Origin of the sequence: Micromonospora sp. CPCC 205739 (genome assembly GCF_036906795.1) — a bacterium.
GTDB lineage: Bacteria > Actinomycetota > Actinomycetes > Mycobacteriales > Micromonosporaceae > Micromonospora.
This window is the reverse complement of sequence record NZ_JBAKHS010000042.1, coordinates 1-21524: the sequence shown is the minus strand read 5'-3', so window position 1 is coordinate 21524 and position 21524 is coordinate 1. Positions and strand designations below refer to the sequence as shown.

Sequence of the window (21524 nt, the reverse complement as noted above, 5' to 3'; positions counted from 1 at the left end):
GACGACGGTGACCTCGTGCCCGGCGGCGGCCAGCGCCACCGACAGCGCGTGCACGTGCCGGCCCAGGCCGCCGACCAGCACGGGCGGGTACTCCCAGGAGAGCATCAGGATGCGGCGGGTACGGGGGGCCACCCCGGTGCCGGTGCCCTGCTGCGGGACCTGCGGGCGCGAGGTGGGGGTGGGCCGGCAGATCCGGTCCGGTGCGGTCACGGGCTGCTCGCCGACCCGCGGGGTGGTCACATCAATCTCCGTCCATGCACGAAGCGTCGCGCCGGCAACGGTGACGGCGGAAAGAAGGTGGTGGGGTGGCCGAGGGCCGAGCGGAGGCACCCGCGCGGGCGCGTCCGCATCAAGGAAAGGCCATGACGCGGTCCGGCGCATCTCGAAAACGCCTATCGTGACGGAGGACACCCAAAGGTCTGTCTCGGCATCAGGTGGGTGGATATCGGGTACCCGCCGAACGGGTGGATTGGCCGGCGGAGGCGCGGGGCATTAGCGGCGTGCGCACCGGCGGCCCGCCCGCCCGGTGCGCTCACGATCATGTGCCGAAGGAGCGACATGCAGGTCTGGCCGGGCGAGCGTTATCCCCTCGGGGCCACCTACGACGGGATGGGCACCAACTTCGCCATCTTCTCGGAGGTCGCTGAGAAGATCGAACTCTGCCTCTTCGACGAGTGGGACACCGGCGCCGAGCGGCGGATCGAGCTGCGCGAGGTGGACGCCTACGTCTGGCACGCGTACCTGCCCGGTGTCGAGCCGGGCCAGCGGTACGGCTACCGGGTGCACGGGCCGTACGACCCGGCGAACGGGGCGCGCTGCAACCCGCACAAGCTGCTGCTCGACCCGTACGCCAAGGCCGTGGACGGCGAGGTCACCTGGGATCCGGCGGTCTACGACTACGAGCTGGGCGACCCGGACCGGATGTCCACCACCGACTCGGCGCCGTTCATGCCCAAGTCGGTGGTGGTGAACCCGTACTTCGACTGGGGCAACGACCGGCCGCCGCGCACCCCGTACCACCACTCGGTGATCTACGAGGCGCACGTGCGTGGGCTGACCATGCGCCACCCCGGGATCCCGGACGAGCTGCGCGGCACGTACGCGGCCATCGCCTCGCCCGTCATGATCGACTATTTCAAGCGGCTCGGGATCACCGCCGTCGAGCTGATGCCGGTGCACGAGTTCGTGCACGACCACCGCCTGACCGACCTGGGGCTGCGCAACTACTGGGGCTACAACACCATCGGCTTCTTCGCCCCGCACCACGGGTACTCGGCGCTCGGCCGGCTCGGCCAGCAGGTGCAGGAGTTCCGGGGCATGGTCAAGGCGCTGCACGCCGCCGGCATCGAGGTGATCCTCGACGTGGTCTACAACCACACCGCCGAGGGCAACCACCTGGGCCCGACGCTGAGCTTCAAGGGCGTCGACAACGCCAGCTACTACCGCCTCAGTGAGGAGGATCGCCGGTACTTCGTCGACTACACCGGCACCGGCAACAGCCTCAACGTGCGCAGCCCGCACTCGCTCCAGCTGATCATGGACTCGCTGCGCTACTGGGTCACCGAGATGCACGTCGACGGCTTCCGCTTCGACCTGGCCGCCACCCTGGCCCGCGAGTTCTACGAGGTCGACCGCCTCTCCACCTTCTTCGAGGTGGTGCAGCAGGACCCGGTGGTCAGCCAGGTCAAGCTGATCGCCGAGCCGTGGGACGTCGGCCCCGGCGGCTACCAGGTCGGCAACTTCCCGCCGCAGTGGACCGAGTGGAACGGCAAGTACCGCGACACCGTGCGGGACTTCTGGCGCGGCGAGCCGGCCACGCTGGCCGAGTTCGCCTCCCGCATCTCCGGCTCCGCCGACCTCTACCAGGACGACGGGCGGCGCCCCTTCCACAGCATCAACTTCGTCACCTGCCACGACGGCTTCACCCTCAACGACCTGGTCTCCTACAACGACAAGCACAACGAGGCCAACGGCGAGTCCAACCGCGACGGCGAGAGCCACAACCGGTCCTGGAACTGCGGCGTGGAGGGCGAGACCGACGACCCGGCCGTGCTGGCCCTGCGCGCCCGGCAGCGGCGCAACTTCCTCGCCACCCTGGTCCTCTCCCAGGGCGTACCGATGATCGGCCACGGCGACGAGCTGGGCCGCACCCAGCGCGGCAACAACAACGCCTACTGCCAGGACAGCGAGCTGGCCTGGATCGACTGGGACCGGGCCGACGACGAACTGCTGGGATTCGTGCAGCGGCTCACCGACTTCCGGGCCCGGCACCAGGTGTTCCGCCGCCGCCGGTTCTTCACCGGCCTGCCGGTCGGCGGCCGGGCCGCCGGCTCCGGCCTGCCCGACCTGGCCTGGTACACCCCGGACGGCCGGGAGATGACCGGCGAGGACTGGGGCAACGACTTCGGCCGCTCGGTGGCGCTCTTCGTCAACGGCGACGGCATCCGCGAGCGCGGCCAGTACGGCCAGCGCCACCAGGACACCTCCTTCCTGCTCTGCTTCAACGCCCACGACGCCCCGCTGGACTTCACGCTGCCCGGGGAGGAGTTCGGGCGGCGCTGGGAGTTGGTGATCAGCACCGCGGAACCGGAACCGGAGAAGACCACGATCGTCGAGGCGGGCGGCGCGATCTGCGTGCCGGACCGCTCCCTGGTGGTCCTGGAGAGGACGGTCTGACCATGCCCGACACCCCTCGGCCCGACCCGACGGCACCGACGACGCGGGTCGGGTCGACCTACCGCGTCCAGGTGCGGCCCGGCTTCGACCTGGACGCCACGGCCGGCCTGGCCGGGTACCTCGCCGACCTCGGCGTCACCCACCTCTACAGCGCGCCCCTGCTCACCGCCACCCCCGGCTCGGCGCACGGCTACGACGTGGTCGACCACCGGGCGGTCAACCCGGAACTCGGCGGCGAGGCCGGCCGGCAGCGGCTGATCCGGGCGCTGCGCGCGGCCGGGCTCGGCCTGGTCGTGGACATCGTGCCCAACCACGCCGGGGTGGCCCAGCCGGCGGCCAACCCCGCCTGGTGGGACGTGCTGCGCCGGGGACGGTCCTCGGCGTACGCGGACTGGTTCGACATCGACTGGGACCGGGGCCGGCTGCTGCTGCCGGTGCTCGCCGACACCCCCGACGCCCTCGACGACCTCAAGGTCGTCGACGGGGAGCTGCGCTACCACGAGCACCGCTTCCCGATCGCCGACGGCACCGGCGAGGGCGGGCCGCGCGAGGTGCACGACCGGCAGCACTACGAGCTGGTCTCCTGGCGGCGCGGGGACAGCGAGCTGACGTACCGCCGGTTCTTCGCCGTCTCGGACCTGGCCGGGCTGCGGGTGGAGGACCCGGCGGTCTTCGACGCCACCCACGCGGAGATCCTGCGGTGGGCGGCGGCCGGCGAGCTGGACGGCATCCGGGTCGACCACCCCGACGGCCTGCGCGACCCGGCCGGCTACCTGGCCCGGCTGCGCGCCGCCGCCCCCGACGCCTGGCTGGTGGTGGAGAAGATCCTGGAGTACGGCGAGGAGCTGCCCGACTGGCCCGTCGAGGGCACCACCGGCTACGACGCCCTCCCGGCGGTCTGCGGGCTCTTCGTCGAGCCGTCCGCCGAGGCCGACTTCACCGCCCTGGACGCCCGGCTGACCGGCCACCACACCTCCTGGCAGGACCTGACCCACGCGACCAAGCTGGCCGCCGCCACCCGGCTGCTCGCCGCCGAGCTGACCCGGCTGGCCGCCCTCGCCCCGGAACTGGACCGGCGGGCCACCCGCGAGGCCCTCGCCGAGCTGGCCGCCTGCTTCCCGGTCTACCGGGGCTACCCGCCCGAGGGCGCCCGGCACCTCGCCGCCGCCCGCGCCGAGGCCGGTCGCCGCCGCCCCGACCTGACCGCCACCCTGGACGCGGTCACCGCCCGCCTGCGCGACCCGGAGCACGAGCTGGCGAAGCGGTTCCCGCAGCTCTCCGGCGCCGTGATGGCCAAGGGGGTGGAGGACACCGCCTACTACCGGTGGAGCCGGTTCGTCGCGCTCAACGAGGTCGGCGGGTCACCCGCCCACTTCGGCGTGCCGCCGGCCGAGTTCCACCGATTCGCCGCCGCCCGGCAGGTGCGCTGGCCGGCGAGCATGACCACGCTCTCCACCCACGACACCAAGCGCGGCGAGGACGTCCGGGCCCGCCTCGCGGTGCTGGCCGAGCTGCCCGGCCGCTGGGCCGAGCGGGTGCAGGAATGGATGGCGCGGGCGCCGTTGGCCGACCCGGCCTTCGCCCACCTGCTCTGGCAGACCGCCGTCGGCGCCTGGCCCGTCGAGCGCGAGCGGCTGCACGCGTACGTGGAGAAGGCCGCCCGGGAGGCGTCGGTCTCCACCAGCTGGGCCGACCCCGACCTGACCTTCGAGCGCGACCTGCACGCCCTGGTCGACCGGATGTACGACGACCCGGCGCTGCACGGCGAGCTCACCGCGTTCGCCGCGGAGATCACCCCGGCCGGCTGGTCCAACTCCCTCGGGCAGAAACTGGTGCAACTCGCCATGCCCGGCGTGCCGGACACGTACCAGGGCACCGAGCTGTGGGAGAACAGCCTGGTCGACCCCGACAACCGCCGCCCGGTCGACTTCGCCGTACGCCGGGACCTGCTGGCCCGGCTCGACGGCGGCTGGCAGCCGGCGGTCGACGCCGACGGCGCGGCGAAGCTGCTGGTCGTCTCCCGGACGCTGCGGCTGCGCCGCGACCACCCGGAGCTCTTCACCACCTACCGGCCGGTGCCGGCCCACGGCCGGGCCGGTGCGCACGCGGTCGCCTTCGACCGGGGCGGCGCGATCGCGGTCGCCACCCGCCTCCCGCTGGGACTGGCCCGCTCCGGGGGCTGGCGGGGGACCACCCTCTCGATTTCCGGCAACAGTGTTGCCGACGTGTTCACCGGTCGGGTCTACAGTGGGTCTGAGCTGCTCCTGGATGATCTGCTGGGCACCTATCCCGTCGCCCTGCTGGCTCCCACCGACTCCGTGGAGGCTGCCGCATGACCGAGTTCACGGTGTGGGCGCCCGAGGCCGCCCGGGTCCGGCTGCGCCTGCCCGGCGTGGCCGACCACGACATGCGCGCCGGCCCGGACGGCTGGTGGCGTGTCGAGGTCCCCGACGCCGGGCCGGGCACCGACTACGCGTTCCTGCTCGACGACGACGAGCGGGCCCTGCCCGACCCCCGCTCCGCCTGGCAGCCCGCCGGCGTGCACGGGCCCAGCCGGCTCTACGACCACGACGCCTTCCACTGGACCGACCAGGACTGGACCGGCCGGCAACTGCCCGGCAGCGTCCTCTACGAACTGCACGTCGGCACGTTCACCGCCGAGGGCACCTTCGACGCGGCGATCGGTCGCCTGGACCACCTGGTCGACCTCGGCGTCGACATGATCGAGCTGTTGCCGGTGAACGCCTTCAACGGCGAGTACAACTGGGGCTACGACGGGGTCTGCTGGTACGCCCCGCACCAGCCCTACGGCGGCCCGGACGGGCTGAAACGACTGGTCGACGCCGCCCACGCCAGGGGTCTGGGGGTGATCCTCGACGTCGTCTACAACCATTTCGGGCCCTCCGGGGCCTACGCGCCGATGTTCGCGCCATATCTCACCGAGCAGAGCAACACCTGGGGCCGCACCGTCAACCTCGACGGCCCGCACTCCGACGGGGTGCGCCGCTACATCGTCGACAGCGTGCTGATGTGGCTGCGCGACTACCACGTCGACGGGCTGCGGCTGGACGCCGTGCACGCCATGCCCGACTCCCGGGCCACCCACCTCCTGGAGCAGGTCGCCACCGAGGTGGAGACGCTCTCGACGCACCTGGGCCGGCCGCTGTCGCTGATCGCCGAGTCCGACCTCAACGACCCGAAGCTGATCACGCCGCGCGAGGCCGGTGGCTTCGGCCTGCACGCCCAGTGGAACGACGACGCCCACCACGCCCTGCACACCCTGCTCACCGGGGAACGGCAGGGCTACTACGGCGACTTCGGCTCGCTGGAGTGCCTGACCGAGGTGCTGACCGGCGCTTTCTTCCACGCCGGCACCTGGTCCAGCTTCCGCAGCCGCAGCCACGGGCGGCCGGTGGACCGGCAGCGGACCCCGGGGCACCGCTTCGTGGCGTACCTGCAGAACCACGACCAGATCGGCAACCGGGCCACCGGCGACCGGATCTCCGCCAGCCTCTCCCCGGCGCTGCTGCGGGTCGGCGCGGTGCTGCTGATGACCGCGCCGTTCACCCCGATGCTGTTCATGGGGGAGGAGTGGGCGGCCAGCACCCCCTGGCAGTTCTTCACCAGTCACCCCGAGCCCGAGCTGGCCACCGCCGTCGCCACCGGACGCCGGCGGGAGTTCGCCGCGCACGGCTGGCCGCCGGGTGACGTGCCCGACCCGCAGGACCCGCAGACCTTCCTGCGCTCCCGGCTCGACTGGGCCGAGCTGGACAAGCCCGAGCACCGCGAGATGTACGAGTTCCACCGCCGGCTGATCGCGCTGCGCAAGAGCCGGCCCGACCTGTCCGACCCCCGGCTGGACCGGGTCGAGGTACGCCACGGCGACCAGTTCCTGCTGATGCGCCGCGGGGAGCACCTGGTGGTGGCGAACCTCGCCGGCAAGCCGCAGCGGATCAACCTGCCGGGGGTGGTGCGCAACGTGCTGCTGGCCACCGGGACCGGGGTCACGGTGATGCGCGACGGGATCGAGCTGCCGCCGGAGACGGCGGCGATCGTGGCCCTCTGAGGCACCAGACGGCGAAACTGTGCCGGGTAATGCCCGGTAACCGGATAAATCCAATACGAACGACCCTCAGGCGATGGTCGGGTCGGCTGCTGTGGCGGCCCGCTCGATCTGCGCGCGTCTAACTTCCCAGAACTCCGCGTCGGGCTGCCGGTTGGCATATCGGGCTGCTGTCCCGGTCACGCCGTCGAGCTGTTCGCGCAGGATGTCGGCGTGTCCGGCGTGCCGGTTCGTCTCGGCGAGCATGTGGACCAGGATGGCGAAGAGCGTGACCTGTGGGCGCGGCCACCAGGGCACGTAGCCGGGCGAGTCGATGTCCAGGGCGATGATCGTCGCGTCTGAGTGCTCCCACGCGCGACGGTAGCGGTCGATGATTTCCTCGCGCGTCTCGTGCTCGGTCGCCCACATGTCTCTGCCGGTCGCCTCGGCGTCGTCCCAGCGGGCCAGGGGTTCGGGGAACGGTCGCCCGAAGACCTCGCCGAAGTACCTGGCCTCCCAGGCCGACAGGTGCTTGACCAGGCCGAGAAGATTGGTGCCAGTTGCGGTCAGGGGGCGGCGGATGTCGTACTCGCCGAGCCCGTCGAGCTTCCAGAGGATCGCCTCGCGAACCTCCCGCAGGTCGCTGTGCAGGTGCGTCTTCGCGTCATCGATCATGGGGCATGAGCCTGCCACGTGCTCCCGGCGGCCTCAACCCGCGACGACCACGAGCGGCCGAGTCCGACCGACGTCGTTTCCCGACCGCCACCATGGGCTGACCCAGGCGTCGCGGACAACAGCCCGTGAACCCTTTTCCCACGGCCTGCGGATAACAGGTGATGGTTCCCCGCTGGGCGGAAGGTTGTGCATGAATCGTTTAAGACGAGTGAAGGCTGTCGACGTCGGCAAGCTGACGGATGCGGCAGTCATCGAGCGGTCCATCCGGGACCCCGAGACCTTCGCGGTGATCTTCGACCGGCACGCGCCGTGCATCCATCGCTATCTGGCGAGACGGGTCGGCGCCGGGATGGCGGACGACCTGGCCGCCGAGACGTTCCTGGCGGCGTTCCGTCGTCGGGAGCGGTTCGACACCGCCCATCCGGACGCCCGGCCGTGGCTGTACGGCATCGCCACCAACACCGTCAGCCAATACCGGCGCGAGGAGGAGCGCGAGTACCGGCTACGGCAGGCGTACGTCCCCGCGACGAGCGAGGCGTCGCATGCCGATCGGGTCGCCACCGTCGTCACCGCGCAGTCGCTGCGCCAAACGTTGTTCGGCGCCCTGGCCGAGCTCTCCACCGGCGACCGCGACGTGCTGCTCCTGATCGCCTGGGAGGAGTTGACCTACGACGAGACGGCCGCCGCGCTGGCGATCCCGGTCGGCACCGTGCGGTCACGACTCAACCGCGCCCGCAAGCTGCTCCGCGATGCGCTGGGCGGCGATTCCACCCTCACGATCGAGGAGGCATTGAGCAATGGATGACATGCGACTGCTCCGGCAGATCGGCCAGGAGACCCCGCCGGCAACCACCGAACAGTTGGCCTCGGCCCGCGGCCGGCTTCTGGCCGCGATGACCCCCCCGTCCCCTGCCCCCACGACGATCCGTCGCACGACCAGGAAGAGCTGGCGACTCGTGCTCGGCGGGATGGCGGCGGCGGGTGTCGCGGCGGCGGTCACCTCGGTGCTCGTGCTGGCACCGGATCGGCTCGGCGGTGACGTGCCGGCCGCCCGGGCCGATGCCACCCAGGTCCTCCGGAACGCGGCCACCGCCGCGCTGCGAGTGCCCGACGTCAATCCCCGGCCCGACCAGTTCGTCTACACCCGCAGCCAAGAGGGTCCGGGGATGCGGGAGAGCTGGATGTCGGTGGACGGAACCCGAGACGGTCTGATCATCGAGACCTCTGCCGCCGGCCGCACGGAATCGATCGTCCCCGGCTGCCGGAAGGGACGGGCGGCGGTGCTCAAGGGTGGCGAGGTGGTTCCGGGCAGGACCGAGCGGTGCACCCCGGCACCGGCCTACCGCGCCGACCTGCCCACCGATGCCGCCGCCATGCGGACCTTCCTGGCCGAGCACCGCCAGGGCGAACCGGGTGACGCCAATGCCACCGGCAAGGACGTGCTCCACTACCTGACCGGCAGCTACCTACGCCCGCGTACCCTCGCTGCGCTCTACGAGGCCGCGGCGACGACGCCGGACCTGCGGGCCGTGGAGCAGGTCAAGGACGGCGCGGGCCGATCGGGCATCGGGATCGCCTGGCCGTCGACGCGCGGCTCGGGCGAGATCGTGCTCGTCTTCCACCCCGAGACCTACACCTTCCTCGGCGTGGGTGGTTCGGCGGGATCGTCGGCCGTGCTCGCCCTCGCCGTCGTCGACCGCGTCGGTCAGACGACCTGAGTTCCGTCTCACCGGGCGGGCCGCCTCGGCGGCCCGCCCCTCGCCGTGGCCGGCCCAGCGCCCGCAACGTCGGCGGCAGGGCAGCGAAATGATCAGGCTGTGCCGGTGACTCGCGGAGCGGTGGACGTCACTCTCGCGTCACTCATCCCTGCTCGACACGCGCGGCATCGCCGTCGCTCGGTCCGTTCAGCCAGCTGCGGACGCCGGCCAGTGCGGTGGGGCCGGAGTCCTCGTCGACGCTCCTGACGAGGTCCGCGACGGATATCGCCTGCAGGGCCGCACGCCAGGCGGCCTCGGCGCCGGCCATCGCGCGGGCGATCGGGCACGGCCGCGTGCAGGCCTCCGGCGGTGTCGCCAGGGGACCTCGCTGGCGGATCTCGGTGCACACGAACGCGGGCTGAGCACCGTCGACGGCTGCGACGACGTCGAGGACGGTGATCAGTTCGGGAGCCCTGGTCAGGACGTATCCGCCCGACTTGCCCTGCACGGAGGTCACGAGGCCGGCGCGGGAGAGTGCCTGCAACTGCTTGGCCAGGTAGCTGCCGGAGACGTCATGCAGTTCCGCGAGCCGGGCCGCCGGCACGGGCTCCGTCGCCGTGGTCAGCACCACGCAGCAGTGCAGTGCCCACTCGACGCCACCTGACAGCTTCATGACCCCCCCGGTTTGACTCGGACAAAGGCTATCCGACTAATATCCCGGATACAACGTGTCCGAGTTTGAGGCGGCGTCCTCGACGAAACTGGCGTGCCCCGGTGGCGCGCTGTAGGAGAGTGGGAGCCATGAAGGTCACAGTCATCGGCGGTACCGGACTGATCGGCTCGCAGGTGGTCCAGAAGCTGACCGCGGCCGGACACGAGGCCGTCCCCGCGGCACCGTCCACCGGCGTCAACCTGATCACGGGGGAGGGGCTGGACCAGGCGCTGGAGGGTGCCGAGGTCGTGGTCAACGTGGCGAACTCGCCGACGTTCGACGAGGCCTCCCTGGACTTCTTCCGCACCTCGATGAGCAACCTGCTGGCCGCGGGGGAGCGGGCCGGTGTCCGGCACCAGGTGGTCCTCTCGATCGTCGGGGTGGACCAGGTGCCCCAGCTGGACTACTACCGGGCCAAGGCCCTGCAGGAGGATCTGCTCCGCCAGGGGCCGACGCCGTACTCGATCGTGCGCGCCACCCAGTTCTTCGAATTCGTGGACGCGATCCTGTCCTGGAGCTCCGACGACAGCACCGTCCGCCTGCCCGCTACCCGTCTTCAGCCGATGGCCGCCGCGGACGTCGTCGACGCGGTTGTCGACGTCGCCACCGGGGCGCCGCTGCAGGGCATCCGCAACGTCGCCGGCCCGGACGTCTTCGCCCTCGACGACCTCGGCAGGGTCACCCTGGCCGCACAGCAGGACAACCGGAACGTCGTCACCGACGACGGGGCCGGCATGTTCGCGGTCGTCACCGGCGACGTGCTCATCGCCGGCCCGGACGCACACCTGGCACCCACGCGGTACCAGGACTGGATGAAGTCCGCCCGCTGACCCGGGTGCGCGGCCGTCAGTCCGGCGCTGGCCGGCCCGCGAAGCTGCTGTGACGAGGGCGGAACCGCAGATCACCTGCTCGGTCCGCCCTGAGCTGCCGCCTCTGCTCCTCCCTTGCGCGAACGCAGCCGGGGGAGGAGCAGGCGTGCGCTCCTGCACCCTTGCGCAGCGGGTCCCCTCCCGTATCGTGAGCTGGGCTTTGCTGTCCCACGCGCTCCGGCGGAGGTGGTTGCGATGACCAGGTACGTCATCGGGCCGGACGTGGCCCTTCGCCTGGCTCATGACGAGGCCGTGATCCCCGACGAACACCGGCTTGTGGCTCCGACACTGCTCCGCTCGCAGCTGCTGTCGCTGCTCTACCGAGCAGTCCGCGAGGGCGCAATGACCAAGAAGGATGCCGATCGCCAGCTCACCTACGTGCGCTCGCTGCGGATCCGGCTGCTCGGCGACCGAGTCCTCCAGAACGTCGCCTGGAAGATCGCCGACCAGCTCGGTTGGGCGGACACGCACGACGCCGAGTACGTCGCACTGACCCAGCTCCAGGCCGACGCGTTCATCACCCTCGACCTGCAACTCGCCCAGGCTGTCGAGGGCCTGGCGACGGTCGCGCCGATTGAAGCGCTGTCCGACGGAAACTGACCCGCAGGCCTTCCCACCCGCGCATCAGCCGCTCGTCGTACCGTCAGCCAAGACCGCGGTGGGCGGCCCACAGCGCGCTGGCGCGACTGGCAGCCTGGTCGACCAGGGCCGCCAGCTCGGGCCTGTCGGGCAGGGGGAACGAAACGTACGTGCCGCGCCCGCCGCCGGTCGGTCGGCCGTATGCCTTCGCCGCCAGGCGCCCGTCCGGGAGAAGCCGGACGTTGAGTGTGGTCAGCAGGAACTCCTCACCGCGTCGCACGTCGGTCCAGCGGAGGCCTTCGGGGATCGTGACGTTGATGGCCAAGGCGCTCACCTCGGGGAGCACGTCGCTGCTCATGGACGCATGCTCTCACGCGAGCCGACGTCCGCCAGCCAGCCGGTCATGGCGATCGCGCCGGCCACGACGCCCCGGACGTTCGCGCGGCAGATCAGGATCACTCCACCGAAGGCCAGCAAGATCGCCAACTGGCGGATGTCACGAGGCCAGTAGGTGTTGTTACCCCCTACCTCTGGAAAGACCTGCCCGGTGCTGCTGTCGGTCCAGAAGCCATCGGGTTGCATGAACGGCTGATAGATCGCTGTGGCTAACGCCCAGGCCACCACTCCGATGACCCCCGACAGCGCACCAACGATAGTTCGCCAATTCTTCTGCATGCTGCATCCTCTCGGTTGCTCGCAGCGATGTGAAGTAGCAACCGCAGGGGCCAACCCGCCCCGGCTTGCCGCAGACCAGGCCAGGACCGCAGACCGCAGGGACAAAGGACGAGCCATGCCAGCAGCAAGAAGCTGCCGAGGCCAAAGCAGCGCCAAAGGCGCGGCAGGTGACTCCTTGAGCGGCATGTTGGAGGGGCGGCCGAATTCTAGGCTGTCGACAGCAACAGCCTCAGACGCAAGCAACCGCCGCCGGCTGGATGCAGACAGCGGCCCGAAGGTGCCGGTGCAGCGGACCCCGCCGGACGAAGCGTCCAGAACTTGTGAGCGAGAGGCCAGGCCGAGGCGCAAGATCCGGAACAGGCGCGGAATGACGAAGGCCTCGCTTCCCAGTACCCGGCGCGTTCCTCCTGGTAGATCCCTCGGCCCGTAACCTGCCGCTACACGGCCGGGCACGGACAGTCGCCCGAGGTCGCAGACGCGGACGGACCCCGCTGGACAGCGCGCCCAGAGCTTACGAGCGAGTGGTCAGGGCGGGCGGGATGCCGGCCTCAGGCGGGTCGACGAGGACCAGGCCCAGGCCGTCGGAGGCCGATCGTGAGCGACCAACGACGACAACTGGTGACGCCGTCTGCCCAGGTAACAAGGCGTGGTCGGCCCGATCACCCGGCCGGCCGGTGTCCCCTTACCTGTAGTTGGTGAATTGCTGAGCTAGGTGGGCACGACGGGCAACGCCTGGCCGGTCTGTGCGCCGTGGCAGGCGAAGATCGCCTAGGGGGTTGTTCGACGAATGGCCAGCAGGGCGATGTCATCGTTCGGGTGCTCGGCGTCGAGGGTCGCCATGACGGCGGCGCAGACCGTGTCGGCAGGTGCGAGCGGAACGGCGGACGTCAGGCGGGCGATGCCGGCGTCAATCAATTCGCCGCGGCGTTCGACGAGCCCGTCGGTGTAGCAGACCAGGACCGCGCCGGGCGGGAAGTCCACTGCTGTACTGCGCCGCTGTGGCGTCTGGTGGCCAATGCCGAGCGGGAGGTCGACCTGCGCGGGAAGCAGGACGGCGGGCTGCTCGGGCACGACCAGCACGGGGCGCAGGTGCCCGGCCAGGGAGACGTGGATAGTCGCGCCGTCCGGGGAGATCATCGCGTAGAGCGCGGTGCTGAGGCTTCCAGTCTCGAAGTGATTGACCTTCCGGTCGAGGAGGGTCAGCGCCTCCGCCGGGTCGTCCGAGATCAGGGCGTATGCGCGTAGCGCACTTCGGATCCGTCCCATCACCACCGCCGACTGCAATCCGTGACCCGAGACGTCACCGATGACTACTCCCAGCCACCCGGATGGGAGGGTGAAGACGTCGTACCAGTCGCCGCCGACGCCTGAGACGTGGCCGGGGACGTATCGGGCGGCCATGTCCAGATTCGTCACCTTGGGCAACTCGGTGGGGAGCAGACTCCGTTGCAGGGCTAGGGCGGCGGTCTGGTCCAGGCTGTAAGCCCGGGTCTGGCTGGCCACGCCGACCCGGTCGGCGACCAGTTCGAGCAGCCGGACGTCGTCCGGGGCGAACCGGCGCGGTGCGAGGGTTCCCACGTGCAGGACGCCGATGAGTTCACCGCGTGTGAAGACCGGTACACCGAGCAGGGACTTGACTCCGGTTTGCAACAAGACTGGGTTGACCACTTCACGGGCGGTGACGTGCTCGATGACTACCGGCCGGCGGGTCAGTGCGATCCGGCCGGCGAAGCCCTGTCCGATCGAGACGCGGAAGGCTTGCCGTACCTCGTCTTCCAGCCCTTTGGCGGCGGTGGCCACGAGTTGTTGGGCGTGTACGTCGAGCAGCAGGATGGCGGCGGTGTCGACGCGCAGCAGTTCGCGGACCCGGTCGAGCAGCTCGTCAAAGAGGTCGGCGACATCGAGTCGGGATAGCGTCGCGTCGGTCACGGCCTCGATGCGGCGTAACCTCTCTGCGTCCGTAACACCGCTGGTCGCAACCACGTCAGGATCGTAGCTGTGTTGCCCGTTGCTGCTGGTCGCACGTTCGTCGAGGTACGTCCGGCCGGCGGTGGAATCGTCGCAGGTGGGCCGTTGCTCCGATTTTGGCTGCTCTACCGGGTCAGGCAAGGTGCAACTCGTCATCCATCGCCCAACCTTGACAGGCGTTCCGATCCGCCCCCGATGCGCCCCCGAAGGGTAAGCCACGGCGGGTGACGGCTGGACTCAGCGGGACCAAAGAAGATCGGCCCCCGACCGCATTTCTGCTGGTCAGGGGCCGTCTTGGCACCTGGTGGCGGGTAGAGGATTCGAACCTCTGTAGCTTTCGCGACGGATTTACAGTGCGTCCCAGGTCGGCCCAGTAGCGCTGGTCCATCAACGGCCGGGGGCGGAAGGCGGCAAGTTCGCCGTGATCACGGGGCACAGATCCGGCACAACTGAGCATGAGCAGCAGCGGAAGAAGCCGGAAACCGACGGAAGGCATTCGGCAGGTCAGAGCGCACGTCGGGGGCAGCGTGGGAGGTCGCGAAGCCGGGACTCTTACTTCCAGCGGAAGCGCACGAACTGGCCCTCGGCCCAGCCGAGCGACGGCGGCGAGACGATGTGGACAGCCCGCTGACCGCCGCCGTTCCTACCGGCGGCGATGCCAGGCTCTACCGCATCCGCCATCCTCACCAGCTCGGTGATGATCGTATGAACGTCGCTGGAAGACGCAAGCTTGCACACCTCGCCCAGGTGATAGGTAGGAGCTCTGCTCAACGCAGCGCGCCAGCCATGCTTATCGAGCATGATCGCGGGTACAGTCCGCGTCAGCGAGAAATCAGGCCGACTGGGCTGTCTCCAATCTCTGCCGGCTCTTCCGGGAGTTCCTGGGGCAAGCGTCGACCGCCGAGCAATAGCTCGGGCTCACTCCGGCGGCGGGGGATTGAGCCAGGCGAGAGGTTGTCCGCTGAGGGCGGCCTCGGCGAGGCGATGGGCACTCACTGTCTTCAGCGCCGCTCGTGAGCTGTCGATCCAGCGCTGGACGTTGTCGATGCCCTGGTGGCGGTACTCGACGGCTTGGACGAGGCATTCGAGTTTGTCGGCGTCGCGGGCGACGATGGCTTCGAGGGTTTCGCTAGCCTCGTACTCGGCGACGGCGGCGGTGATGACGTCGGCGACGGCCGGTGGGCAGGCGGCGACCTGGTCGGCGGTGACGGCGGTATTGGGTACGGCGGTGAGGTAACGCTTGGCGATGTGTGGGATGTCGGTGATCCGGGTTTCCTGGGTGTCGTGCAGCACGCACAGCATCGACACCCGGGCCGGGTCGGCGCCTTCCATGGCGGCGAGCATCATCCCGATGAGCGCGGTCCGGAAGGAGTGCTCGGCGATGGACTCGGGGTGCTTGACGCCAGCGAACCACCAGCCGGTACGGGCGGCACGTTTGAGGACGCCGGCTTCGAAGATGAAGCTCATCGCTCCGGCGGCGTCGTGGTCGTCGCTCATCTGCCCGTCCCTGTGCCAGTGAGTCCGTCCGCCCGCAGGCTGTAGACGATTGAGGTTAGTTCCTGCCGCGACTGCGCGGAGATCCGGTCACTGTCCAGGAGCGGGACACTGCGGTCGAGGAGTGACCGAGTTGCGGCGGGGTTGTCGAGAGCGAGACCGCGTCGTGCGGCCAGCAGAGCCCAGACGTTGTGGATGTTGAGGTCGACGAAGGGGTGTCCTGGGTCCAGGCGCTGGACCAGGTGCCGAAGAAGGATCGAGCCGTGCCAGTCCGCGAGCGTCCCGGGCATGAAGGAGTCGTCGCGGTGGCGGTAAGGGATCTCGCCCACCCAGTAGGCCGAGTAGTTGAGCGCTGCTCGCTCGCAGGCGTCGTCCGGGTGTGCGTGGGCGATGAAGTCCCGCAAAGGTTCCGGGTCGCCCTGGTTGGCGAGGGACGTGACGACGGAGCGGGCGTCCGGCCACAGCGTTGACCAGGTGTGGAAGGTGGTCATCCGGCCGACGCCGGTTGTGCTCCGGGTGAGCCATCCTGCCGCCGCCTTGGTGGGGTCCATGCCGGCGAGGAAGCAGGCTTGCCGGTGCAGCAGTACGTACGGATCCCGTCCGGCGGCTGCGCGTTCGGCGAGCACGTGAAGGTGAGCGAAGAACGTGCGTTGCTCGTCGACGGCCAGGGTCGGCCCGGACGCGACCGGACCTCGCCGCGGGTGGGCGATGGGTAGCCCTCTGGCGAAGGTGGGTGTCTGTCCGAGGACGGCCCAGAGGATCAGGTCGGTCAGGCGGTGGGTGAGTACGGACCAGCCCAGCGGCTGCTCGGCGATGTCGCAGCGGTCCACCTGTTCGTCGAGGACTGCGGCGAGGATGAAGTCTGCCTCGGCAGCGTCGTCGAGTGCGGCGAGCAGGACTGCGTTCGCGCCGAGCCGTCTGAGCCGGTGCCGGACGGAGACCGCGTGCCCGAGCGGCACCGCGGTGAATGGCCGCCGCCCGGATTCCCAGCTCTGCACGGTCACGCGGTCGACGCCCAGGCCCACGGCGAGCTGCTCCTGCGTCAGCGGGATGGACTCCCGGATCAGCTTGAACAGGTAGCCGGTCACCCCGCCGCGCTGTAGTGCCGATCGTCCGCGACCTGCCATCCGTCATCCCTACGTTGACCGGTGGTCGACGTTCCCGCCGTGAAACCAACGCTGCGGAAGGGCATTTGGCCTGCTCACTCGTACTACGGGTGAGTCCAACCGCCGTCCCCGTGATCGTAGCGTCGCAGTTACCGAACGTTCCAGATCCGGCCCCGTGGTTCGGGGTCGGTCATGGAGCGCTGCACGCGGAGGGAGGCAGTGATGCGGGACAGAACACCACCGCGGCGACGAGTGTCCTACGACCAGTACCTGATCGCCGTCGCGATGACCCTGGCGCGGCGACACCGCCCGGCATGGTCGTGGCGCAAGTGGGCGTGGGTCTGTCGCTGTGGGGTCGACCTGCCCTGCCGAAACCGACACCGCATCCCGATTAACCGGAAGCACTGGCCCGCCCAGGAGGAGCAATGAGCAACGAGGCGGAGCGGATCCTGGTCGCACATCTGCCAGGGACGGACGGCCTGTGCACCGGTTGTCGGGCGTGGTGGTCGCGGCTCACGCCGTACCCGTGCTGGCAGGTGAACTGGGCGACCAGCCGGCAGGCGCGGTCGCTGACGGCGGCGCTGCTCGGGGGCCGCGCATGACCACGCACGGCCCGGTGTTGCCGATCTGGAGCTGCGGCGGCTGCGACGCGCCCTGGCCCTGCCGTACCCGACAGCGCGAGCTGCGCGCGGAGTTCGACGGCGCTCCGATCTCCCTGGCTCTCTACCTGGGGGCTCAACTGGTGCGTGCCTCCGAAGACCTGACCTGGGTGCCGGCGGGGGCGCTGCACCAGCGCTTCCTCGGCTGGCTGCGGTGAGCATCCTGCGGCCCGGGGACGAGAAGTTCCATTACAGCGACGGCTCCCACAAGTGGATCCCGCCGGAGCCGGACTACGACCAGGAGGTCTGGAACGAACAGGTCCGCCAGCACAAGCAGGGCCACCTGAGGAACGAGTGCCCGAAGGTGCGTATCCAGCGCCTCGTCTAATCCCAGCAGTACAGCAGCTAAGTACAGCAACCGAGCCAGCCGAACCGAGCTGAGATGTGCGTCAGCAGGCCGTCTGACCTCGCATCGAGTCCGATCCGGCCCGCTCGCCGAGAGTTCCCAACGACCGGCAGCTCGCAGACTTCGCCACGGCCGCTGCGGAGTACGACCTGACCGGGCCGCTCCACCATTTCATCGCCGCGGTCACGTCGCCACCGCGTCAGGTGACCCTGCCGGCCCGGCTCGTCGGTTCACTCCGATGAAGCCGGCGCGTTGCTGGAGGGCGACGACGACGAGGAGTACGGGCACGCCTGGCTGATCGCCGGACTGGCGCGCCGTGGCGTACGGCCGCCGACTCCCGACGAGTGGGAGTACGCCTGCGGAGCCAGAGTAACCACCCTGTTTCGTTGGGGCGACGAGTATCCGGACGGCGCACCCTACGGCGAGGCGCCTCTGATCAAAGAACCGAACCTGCTCGGACTCGTCATCGGCGACGACCCGTACCGGGCCGAGGCCACCACGGATCCAGCGGTCCTCTGCGGTGGTGACGGCGGCGCGGCACTCTGCGGTGGCTACGGACCCTTCCTGGCCTGGCTGACCCTCGCCACCGCCTACCGTGATCCGGAACTGGCGGAGGCTGTCCACGACGGCGACCTGATGGAAGAGACTCCGGTGCGTCCCGTTCTGCAGTTGACTTGATCGGAGTGGGAATAGGGTTCGATCATGTCGCGTCAGCCAGACGGTGGGAACCCTCCACCGATGCGACGGGTGCTTGTCGTCGGTGGTCCCGGAAGTGGGAAGACCACATTGGCGCGCGCCCTCGCGGCCATGCTGCGGGTGCCGCATCACGATCTGGACCGGGTGGCCTACGACCCGCCGAGGTCCGCACCTCAAGCGCCCTTCTGGCAATGGGCGCGAGTTCCTGACGAGCTACGTAGGAAGCGTGCCGCCGCCATCGCTGCGACGGAGGGGTGGGTCGCTGACGGCCTCTACGCCGGCTGGACAGTCGCGCTGCGCGACGCGGCCGACGTGATTGTGTGGGTGGACCCGCCTGCTCGCGTCACGACCTGGCGGGTGGTGCGGCGCGCGATGGTGGACCGGTGGCGTGGGGGCCGGGACTGGGATGTGCGTTCGGTGTAGCGGGTTGCCCAGGGTGCGCGCAGGTACCGGACACGTCCCGTCGCTACCGCGGAGCAGTTGCTCGCTCGGGACGGCGCGAACGGCAGCCGGACGATGGAGGTCTTCCTTAAGCCGGTGGCCGGCAAGGTGATGCACTGCAGAAGCGGGGCGGAGATCCGCAACAGCTCAGCTCTGAGTCAGTTGCACTCATCTGCTGGGTAGCGGTCCCAGGCCAGCCGTCATGACGTGATGGGAGGATCTCCACCCATGGAAGGTGTTCTGCTCCGTCGAGCTGCCCAACTCCTCGGCGGCGCGCGCCGTGTCGTCGTCTTCACCGGTGCCGGTATCTCCGCCGAGAGCGGTGTGCCCACCTTTCGTGACGACCTCACCGGCCTGTGGGCGCGTTTCGACGCTCAGCAACTCGCTACCGCGGAAGCGTTCCATGCCGATCCAGACCTGGTCTGGGGCTGGTACGAATGGCGACGCGCGCGGGTGTCCCGAGCCGAGCCCAACCCCGGTCATCTGGCGATCGCCGCCATCCAGACCCGGGTCCTCGACAGCACCGTCATTACCCAGAACGTCGATGACCTGCACGAACGGGCCGGAACCCGAGCCCCGATCCACCTGCACGGCAGCCTCTTCGCACCCCGCTGCATCGCGCCGGCCGCCCACCCGGCCAGCTTCGAGGACACCTCGGAGGGCGAGCCCGGTCAGCCGCACGAAGGCGGCCGGGTCCCGCCGCCGCAGTGCGCGTCCTGTTCAGCGCTCGTCCGCCCGGGAGTGGTCTGGTTCGGCGAGGCGCTGCCCGAGGCGGCGTTGACCGCGGCGGTCGAAGCGGCCGCCGCCTGCGACGTGCTGCTGACGGTCGGCACCTCGGGCGTCGTGTACCCGGCGGCCGAGATCCCCCGGATGGCGGCACGCTCAGGCGCTGCCGTGATCCAGGTCAACCCGGAGCCGACCCCGCTCGACCGGGTCTCCGCCATCAATCTGCGCGGCACCGCGGTACAGGTCCTCCCGGCCCTGGTCGCGGCCGCGTGGGAGGGGACCGACGGGAGATGACCGCTCCTGTTCGTGGCGTCAGAACGGATCAGCGTACGGGCGACCTTTCACGTGATCGTATATCTCGCGCAGCCACGGCTGGCGGACCTCGGGCAGCCGCGCCAACGTCGAGAGGAACACGTCCGAGGCGGGTCGGAACGGTCCGGACGGCGTCAGTGGCGGCGGGTCGTCGCGACGGGCGTCGTCGGGCATCGTGCCGGCTCCCGGGACAGGCCGCCGGTCGTGGTGGAAGGCCAGGTACGTCCAGACGTCCCAGGACAGCGGCACCACCGCGCCTGCCGCCCCGGACGATGCCCAGTGCCCGCCTGTCTGCGGGTGTTGCGGCACGAGGGCGATCCCGGTGCTGACGGCAGGCAGGCCCGGTCCGACCAGGGCCAGGGTCCTGGCCGGCGGTCCCGGCGGGAGCAGCTGGTCGAGGGCCCGGCGGAAGGTGTCGGCGACAAGGCCGTCCGGGACAATCACCCGGGCGCCGGCCGACACGGCCAGGAGGCGGGCCAGCGCTGCCGCGACGGCGGCCTCCCACAGCGGGCTCCACTGCCCCGGCGGCTCGACGGGCGGGATACCCGGTCGTTCCTCTCGCAGAGCCTCCCAGCCGACTGGCTGACGCGGGCAGACATCGCCGGTGACCCGATGGACCGCCCTTGGGTCCAGCCACACTGCCTGCCAGAGTGAGCAGTCGTCGATGCGGGTCGCTACCGGCAGGCCGCACCGCGCACACGCCAGATTGGGGCCGTCTCGGCCGTCCAACCCGCAGCAGCAACCACCGGACCGCTCCGGGATGAAGACGGTCCCGCGAACGTCGCCCGGCGCCACCACGACGGCTCCTCGCGGCCCCGACGACAGGGCGTGCACCGGTGCGTACACCCCACGGGCTTCCGCCTCATCTGCACCGACCTCGGTCCAGGGCTGCCACGGCGGCCCGGAAGGATCGGGATCCACCGCGTACGTCCCTGGCTCCATCAGGACGCCGAGCAAGCCGTGGCCGTACTGCTGGCCGGCGTGCACCGGAAGCGCCACCTGCGACACCGGCACGGTCAACCTGGCACCGCAACCCGCGCACGCGAACAGCATCATCCAGCCTCCCGAATGCTCACAGCAACATATCCGGCGGCGCGGCTCACGTCGTATCTCGGGTACTGGCAAGGACAGGGCTGCTTGTGCCGCCTGGAAGGCATTGGCGTCGGCCATGAACGCCACGCGCCGTGAGGTACGACTACCTCCCTGTCGATCGCTACGGTGCGGTCATCGCCGACGGTCAGGCTATGGTTTTCGCATGGCGATCCAACCGTCCGGTGCCGTCGCTGCCGCCTTCCTCGCAGATGGACCTGCCGATGGCGTCGACCTCAGCCTGTTCGGACAGTTCGCCGGATCCTGGGCGCTGGACTGTACGGAGTACGGCCTCGACGGGTCCTCGACCGTTCGCCGCGGCGAGTGGCACTTCGGGTACGCGTTGGGCGGGCGGGCGACCACCGATGTCTGGATCCTGCCCGGGGTCGAACACGGCGTCAGCGTGCGGTTTCCCGATCCCGCGGCCGGTGCGGGCGTGTGGCGCTCGACGTGGGTGGGACCGGGCCGGCGTCGCACGCACATGTTCCTGGCCTCTCGCGTCGAGGGGCAGATCGTGCTCGACGGCGGCGATCTGCGCTGGACCTTCTCCGACATTGAGGTCGATGCATTCCGCTGGAGTAACCAGGCGCAGCAGCCCGACGGCACGTGGCGGCTGCAACAGACGTTTCGGGTCTGGCGACAGAGCTGACCCCTCTCGCCGTCGCTCCGGCTCACGACCGGACCGGGACCCATCCGGATCTGGCTCCCCTCTGTGTCAAGCCATCGTCGGGAGTGGGGTTCTAAGCTGGGTGGTGGCGGGTC

The 21524-nt window shown here is 70.2% G+C and carries 24 protein-coding genes; 14 read left to right on the top strand and 10 right to left on the bottom strand.

What is annotated here, in order from left to right; genetic code table 11:
- Window positions 1-240, bottom strand: a 240-nt coding sequence (locus tag V6U88_RS29925) for a glycogen/starch synthase (protein ID WP_334458254.1), incomplete at its 3' end; no start/stop codon positions are given.
- Window positions 241-558: 318 nt separating this feature from the next.
- Between V6U88_RS29925 and glgX the strand changes: the two genes are divergently transcribed.
- From glgX to treZ, 3 genes are read left to right on the top strand one after another with little or no spacing between them, the layout of a single operon-like run.
- Entirely contained in the window at window positions 559-2676 is a 2118-nt protein-coding gene (glgX, locus tag V6U88_RS29920) for a glycogen debranching protein GlgX (RefSeq protein WP_334458253.1), read from the top strand.
- A gap of 2 nt (window positions 2677-2678) precedes the next feature.
- Window positions 2679-5012, top strand: coding sequence for a malto-oligosyltrehalose synthase (gene treY, locus V6U88_RS29915; protein WP_334458252.1), 2334 nt, complete (start codon window positions 2679-2681; stop codon window positions 5010-5012).
- A complete protein-coding gene (gene treZ / locus V6U88_RS29910; protein ID WP_334458251.1) occupies window positions 5009-6742 on the top strand; it encodes a malto-oligosyltrehalose trehalohydrolase in 1734 nt (577 codons plus the stop codon). The genes treY and treZ overlap by 4 nt, the downstream gene beginning before the upstream one ends.
- 66 nt (window positions 6743-6808) lie before the next feature.
- Here treZ and V6U88_RS29905 read toward each other — a convergent pair whose 3' ends face one another.
- Complete coding sequence (locus V6U88_RS29905) at window positions 6809-7393, bottom strand: DinB family protein (protein WP_334458250.1); 585 nt, start codon at window positions 7391-7393, stop codon at window positions 6809-6811.
- Between the two features lie 190 nt (window positions 7394-7583).
- Between V6U88_RS29905 and V6U88_RS29900 the strand changes: the two genes are divergently transcribed.
- Both V6U88_RS29900 and V6U88_RS29895 read left to right on the top strand, forming a co-directional pair.
- The gene (locus tag V6U88_RS29900; RefSeq protein ID WP_334458249.1) at window positions 7584-8198 is read left to right on the top strand and encodes an RNA polymerase sigma factor; all 615 of its coding nucleotides are present in this window, start codon (window positions 7584-7586) and stop codon (window positions 8196-8198) included.
- Window positions 8191-9111 carry a CU044_5270 family protein gene (locus V6U88_RS29895; RefSeq protein ID WP_334458248.1) on the top strand — a complete coding sequence of 307 codons (921 nt, stop codon included), beginning with the start codon at window positions 8191-8193 and terminating at the stop codon, window positions 9109-9111. Before V6U88_RS29900 ends, V6U88_RS29895 begins: the two co-directional genes overlap by 8 nt.
- A 142-nt stretch (window positions 9112-9253) precedes the next feature.
- Here the strand turns inward: V6U88_RS29895 and V6U88_RS29890 are convergent, their stop codons facing one another.
- Window positions 9254-9763: an RrF2 family transcriptional regulator gene (locus tag V6U88_RS29890; RefSeq protein WP_334458246.1), complete on the bottom strand. Its 510-nt coding sequence runs from the start codon at window positions 9761-9763 to the stop codon at window positions 9254-9256.
- A 128-nt stretch (window positions 9764-9891) separates the two neighbouring features.
- On the opposite strand from V6U88_RS29890, the gene V6U88_RS29885 reads away from it, so the two are divergent.
- Together V6U88_RS29885 and V6U88_RS29880 are read left to right on the top strand one after the other, a co-directional pair.
- Window positions 9892-10632: an SDR family oxidoreductase gene (locus V6U88_RS29885; RefSeq protein WP_334458245.1), complete on the top strand. Its 741-nt coding sequence runs from the start codon at window positions 9892-9894 to the stop codon at window positions 10630-10632.
- Between the two features lie 234 nt (window positions 10633-10866).
- Entirely contained in the window at window positions 10867-11271 is a 405-nt protein-coding gene (locus V6U88_RS29880) for a hypothetical protein (protein WP_334458244.1), read from the top strand.
- Window positions 11272-11314: 43 nt separating this feature from the next.
- On the opposite strand, the gene V6U88_RS29875 is transcribed toward V6U88_RS29880, so the two are convergent.
- The 6 genes from V6U88_RS29875 to V6U88_RS29850 form a co-directional block, all read right to left on the bottom strand.
- Window positions 11315-11608: a hypothetical protein gene (locus V6U88_RS29875; RefSeq protein ID WP_334458243.1), complete on the bottom strand. Its 294-nt coding sequence runs from the start codon at window positions 11606-11608 to the stop codon at window positions 11315-11317.
- Entirely contained in the window at window positions 11605-11925 is a 321-nt protein-coding gene (locus V6U88_RS29870; RefSeq protein ID WP_334458242.1) for a hypothetical protein, read from the bottom strand. The genes V6U88_RS29875 and V6U88_RS29870 overlap by 4 nt, the downstream gene beginning before the upstream one ends.
- Before the next feature lie 768 nt (window positions 11926-12693).
- On the bottom strand, window positions 12694-14049 hold the full coding sequence (locus V6U88_RS29865; protein ID WP_334458241.1) for a PP2C family protein-serine/threonine phosphatase: 1356 nt from the start codon (window positions 14047-14049) through the stop codon (window positions 12694-12696).
- 396 nt (window positions 14050-14445) lie between these two features.
- Window positions 14446-14694: a hypothetical protein gene (locus tag V6U88_RS29860; RefSeq protein ID WP_334458240.1), complete on the bottom strand. Its 249-nt coding sequence runs from the start codon at window positions 14692-14694 to the stop codon at window positions 14446-14448.
- Between the two features lie 117 nt (window positions 14695-14811).
- Window positions 14812-15390: an HD domain-containing protein gene (locus tag V6U88_RS29855; RefSeq protein ID WP_334458239.1), complete on the bottom strand. Its 579-nt coding sequence runs from the start codon at window positions 15388-15390 to the stop codon at window positions 14812-14814.
- Complete coding sequence (locus V6U88_RS29850; protein ID WP_334458238.1) at window positions 15387-16514, bottom strand: helix-turn-helix domain-containing protein; 1128 nt, start codon at window positions 16512-16514, stop codon at window positions 15387-15389. Before V6U88_RS29850 ends, V6U88_RS29855 begins: the two co-directional genes overlap by 4 nt.
- 404 nt (window positions 16515-16918) lie before the next feature.
- Here V6U88_RS29850 and V6U88_RS29845 point away from each other — a divergent pair, with 404 nt between their 5' ends.
- From V6U88_RS29845 to V6U88_RS29820, 6 genes are all read left to right on the top strand, one after another.
- Window positions 16919-17095, top strand: coding sequence for a hypothetical protein (locus V6U88_RS29845; protein ID WP_334458237.1), 177 nt, complete (start codon window positions 16919-16921; stop codon window positions 17093-17095).
- The gene (locus tag V6U88_RS29840) at window positions 17092-17310 is read left to right on the top strand and encodes a hypothetical protein (RefSeq protein ID WP_155333136.1); all 219 of its coding nucleotides are present in this window, start codon (window positions 17092-17094) and stop codon (window positions 17308-17310) included. The genes V6U88_RS29845 and V6U88_RS29840 overlap by 4 nt, the downstream gene beginning before the upstream one ends.
- Window positions 17307-17480, top strand: a complete 174-nt coding sequence (locus tag V6U88_RS29835; RefSeq protein WP_334458236.1) for a hypothetical protein — start codon at window positions 17307-17309, stop codon at window positions 17478-17480. Before V6U88_RS29840 ends, V6U88_RS29835 begins: the two co-directional genes overlap by 4 nt.
- A 270-nt stretch (window positions 17481-17750) precedes the next feature.
- Complete coding sequence (locus V6U88_RS29830) at window positions 17751-18176, top strand: hypothetical protein (protein WP_334458235.1); 426 nt, start codon at window positions 17751-17753, stop codon at window positions 18174-18176.
- Between the two features lie 60 nt (window positions 18177-18236).
- Entirely contained in the window at window positions 18237-18617 is a 381-nt protein-coding gene (locus V6U88_RS29825) for an AAA family ATPase (RefSeq protein WP_334458234.1), read from the top strand.
- Window positions 18618-18863: 246 nt separating this feature from the next.
- Complete coding sequence (locus V6U88_RS29820) at window positions 18864-19655, top strand: SIR2 family NAD-dependent protein deacylase (RefSeq protein WP_334458233.1); 792 nt, start codon at window positions 18864-18866, stop codon at window positions 19653-19655.
- Window positions 19656-19673: 18 nt separating this feature from the next.
- Here V6U88_RS29820 and V6U88_RS29815 read toward each other — a convergent pair whose 3' ends face one another.
- Window positions 19674-20843, bottom strand: a complete 1170-nt coding sequence (locus V6U88_RS29815) for a hypothetical protein (RefSeq protein WP_334458256.1) — start codon at window positions 20841-20843, stop codon at window positions 19674-19676.
- 85 nt (window positions 20844-20928) lie between these two features.
- Here V6U88_RS29815 and V6U88_RS29810 point away from each other — a divergent pair, with 85 nt between their 5' ends.
- Window positions 20929-21411, top strand: coding sequence for a hypothetical protein (locus V6U88_RS29810; protein ID WP_334458232.1), 483 nt, complete (start codon window positions 20929-20931; stop codon window positions 21409-21411).
- Window positions 21412-21524: the final 113 nt, after the last annotated feature.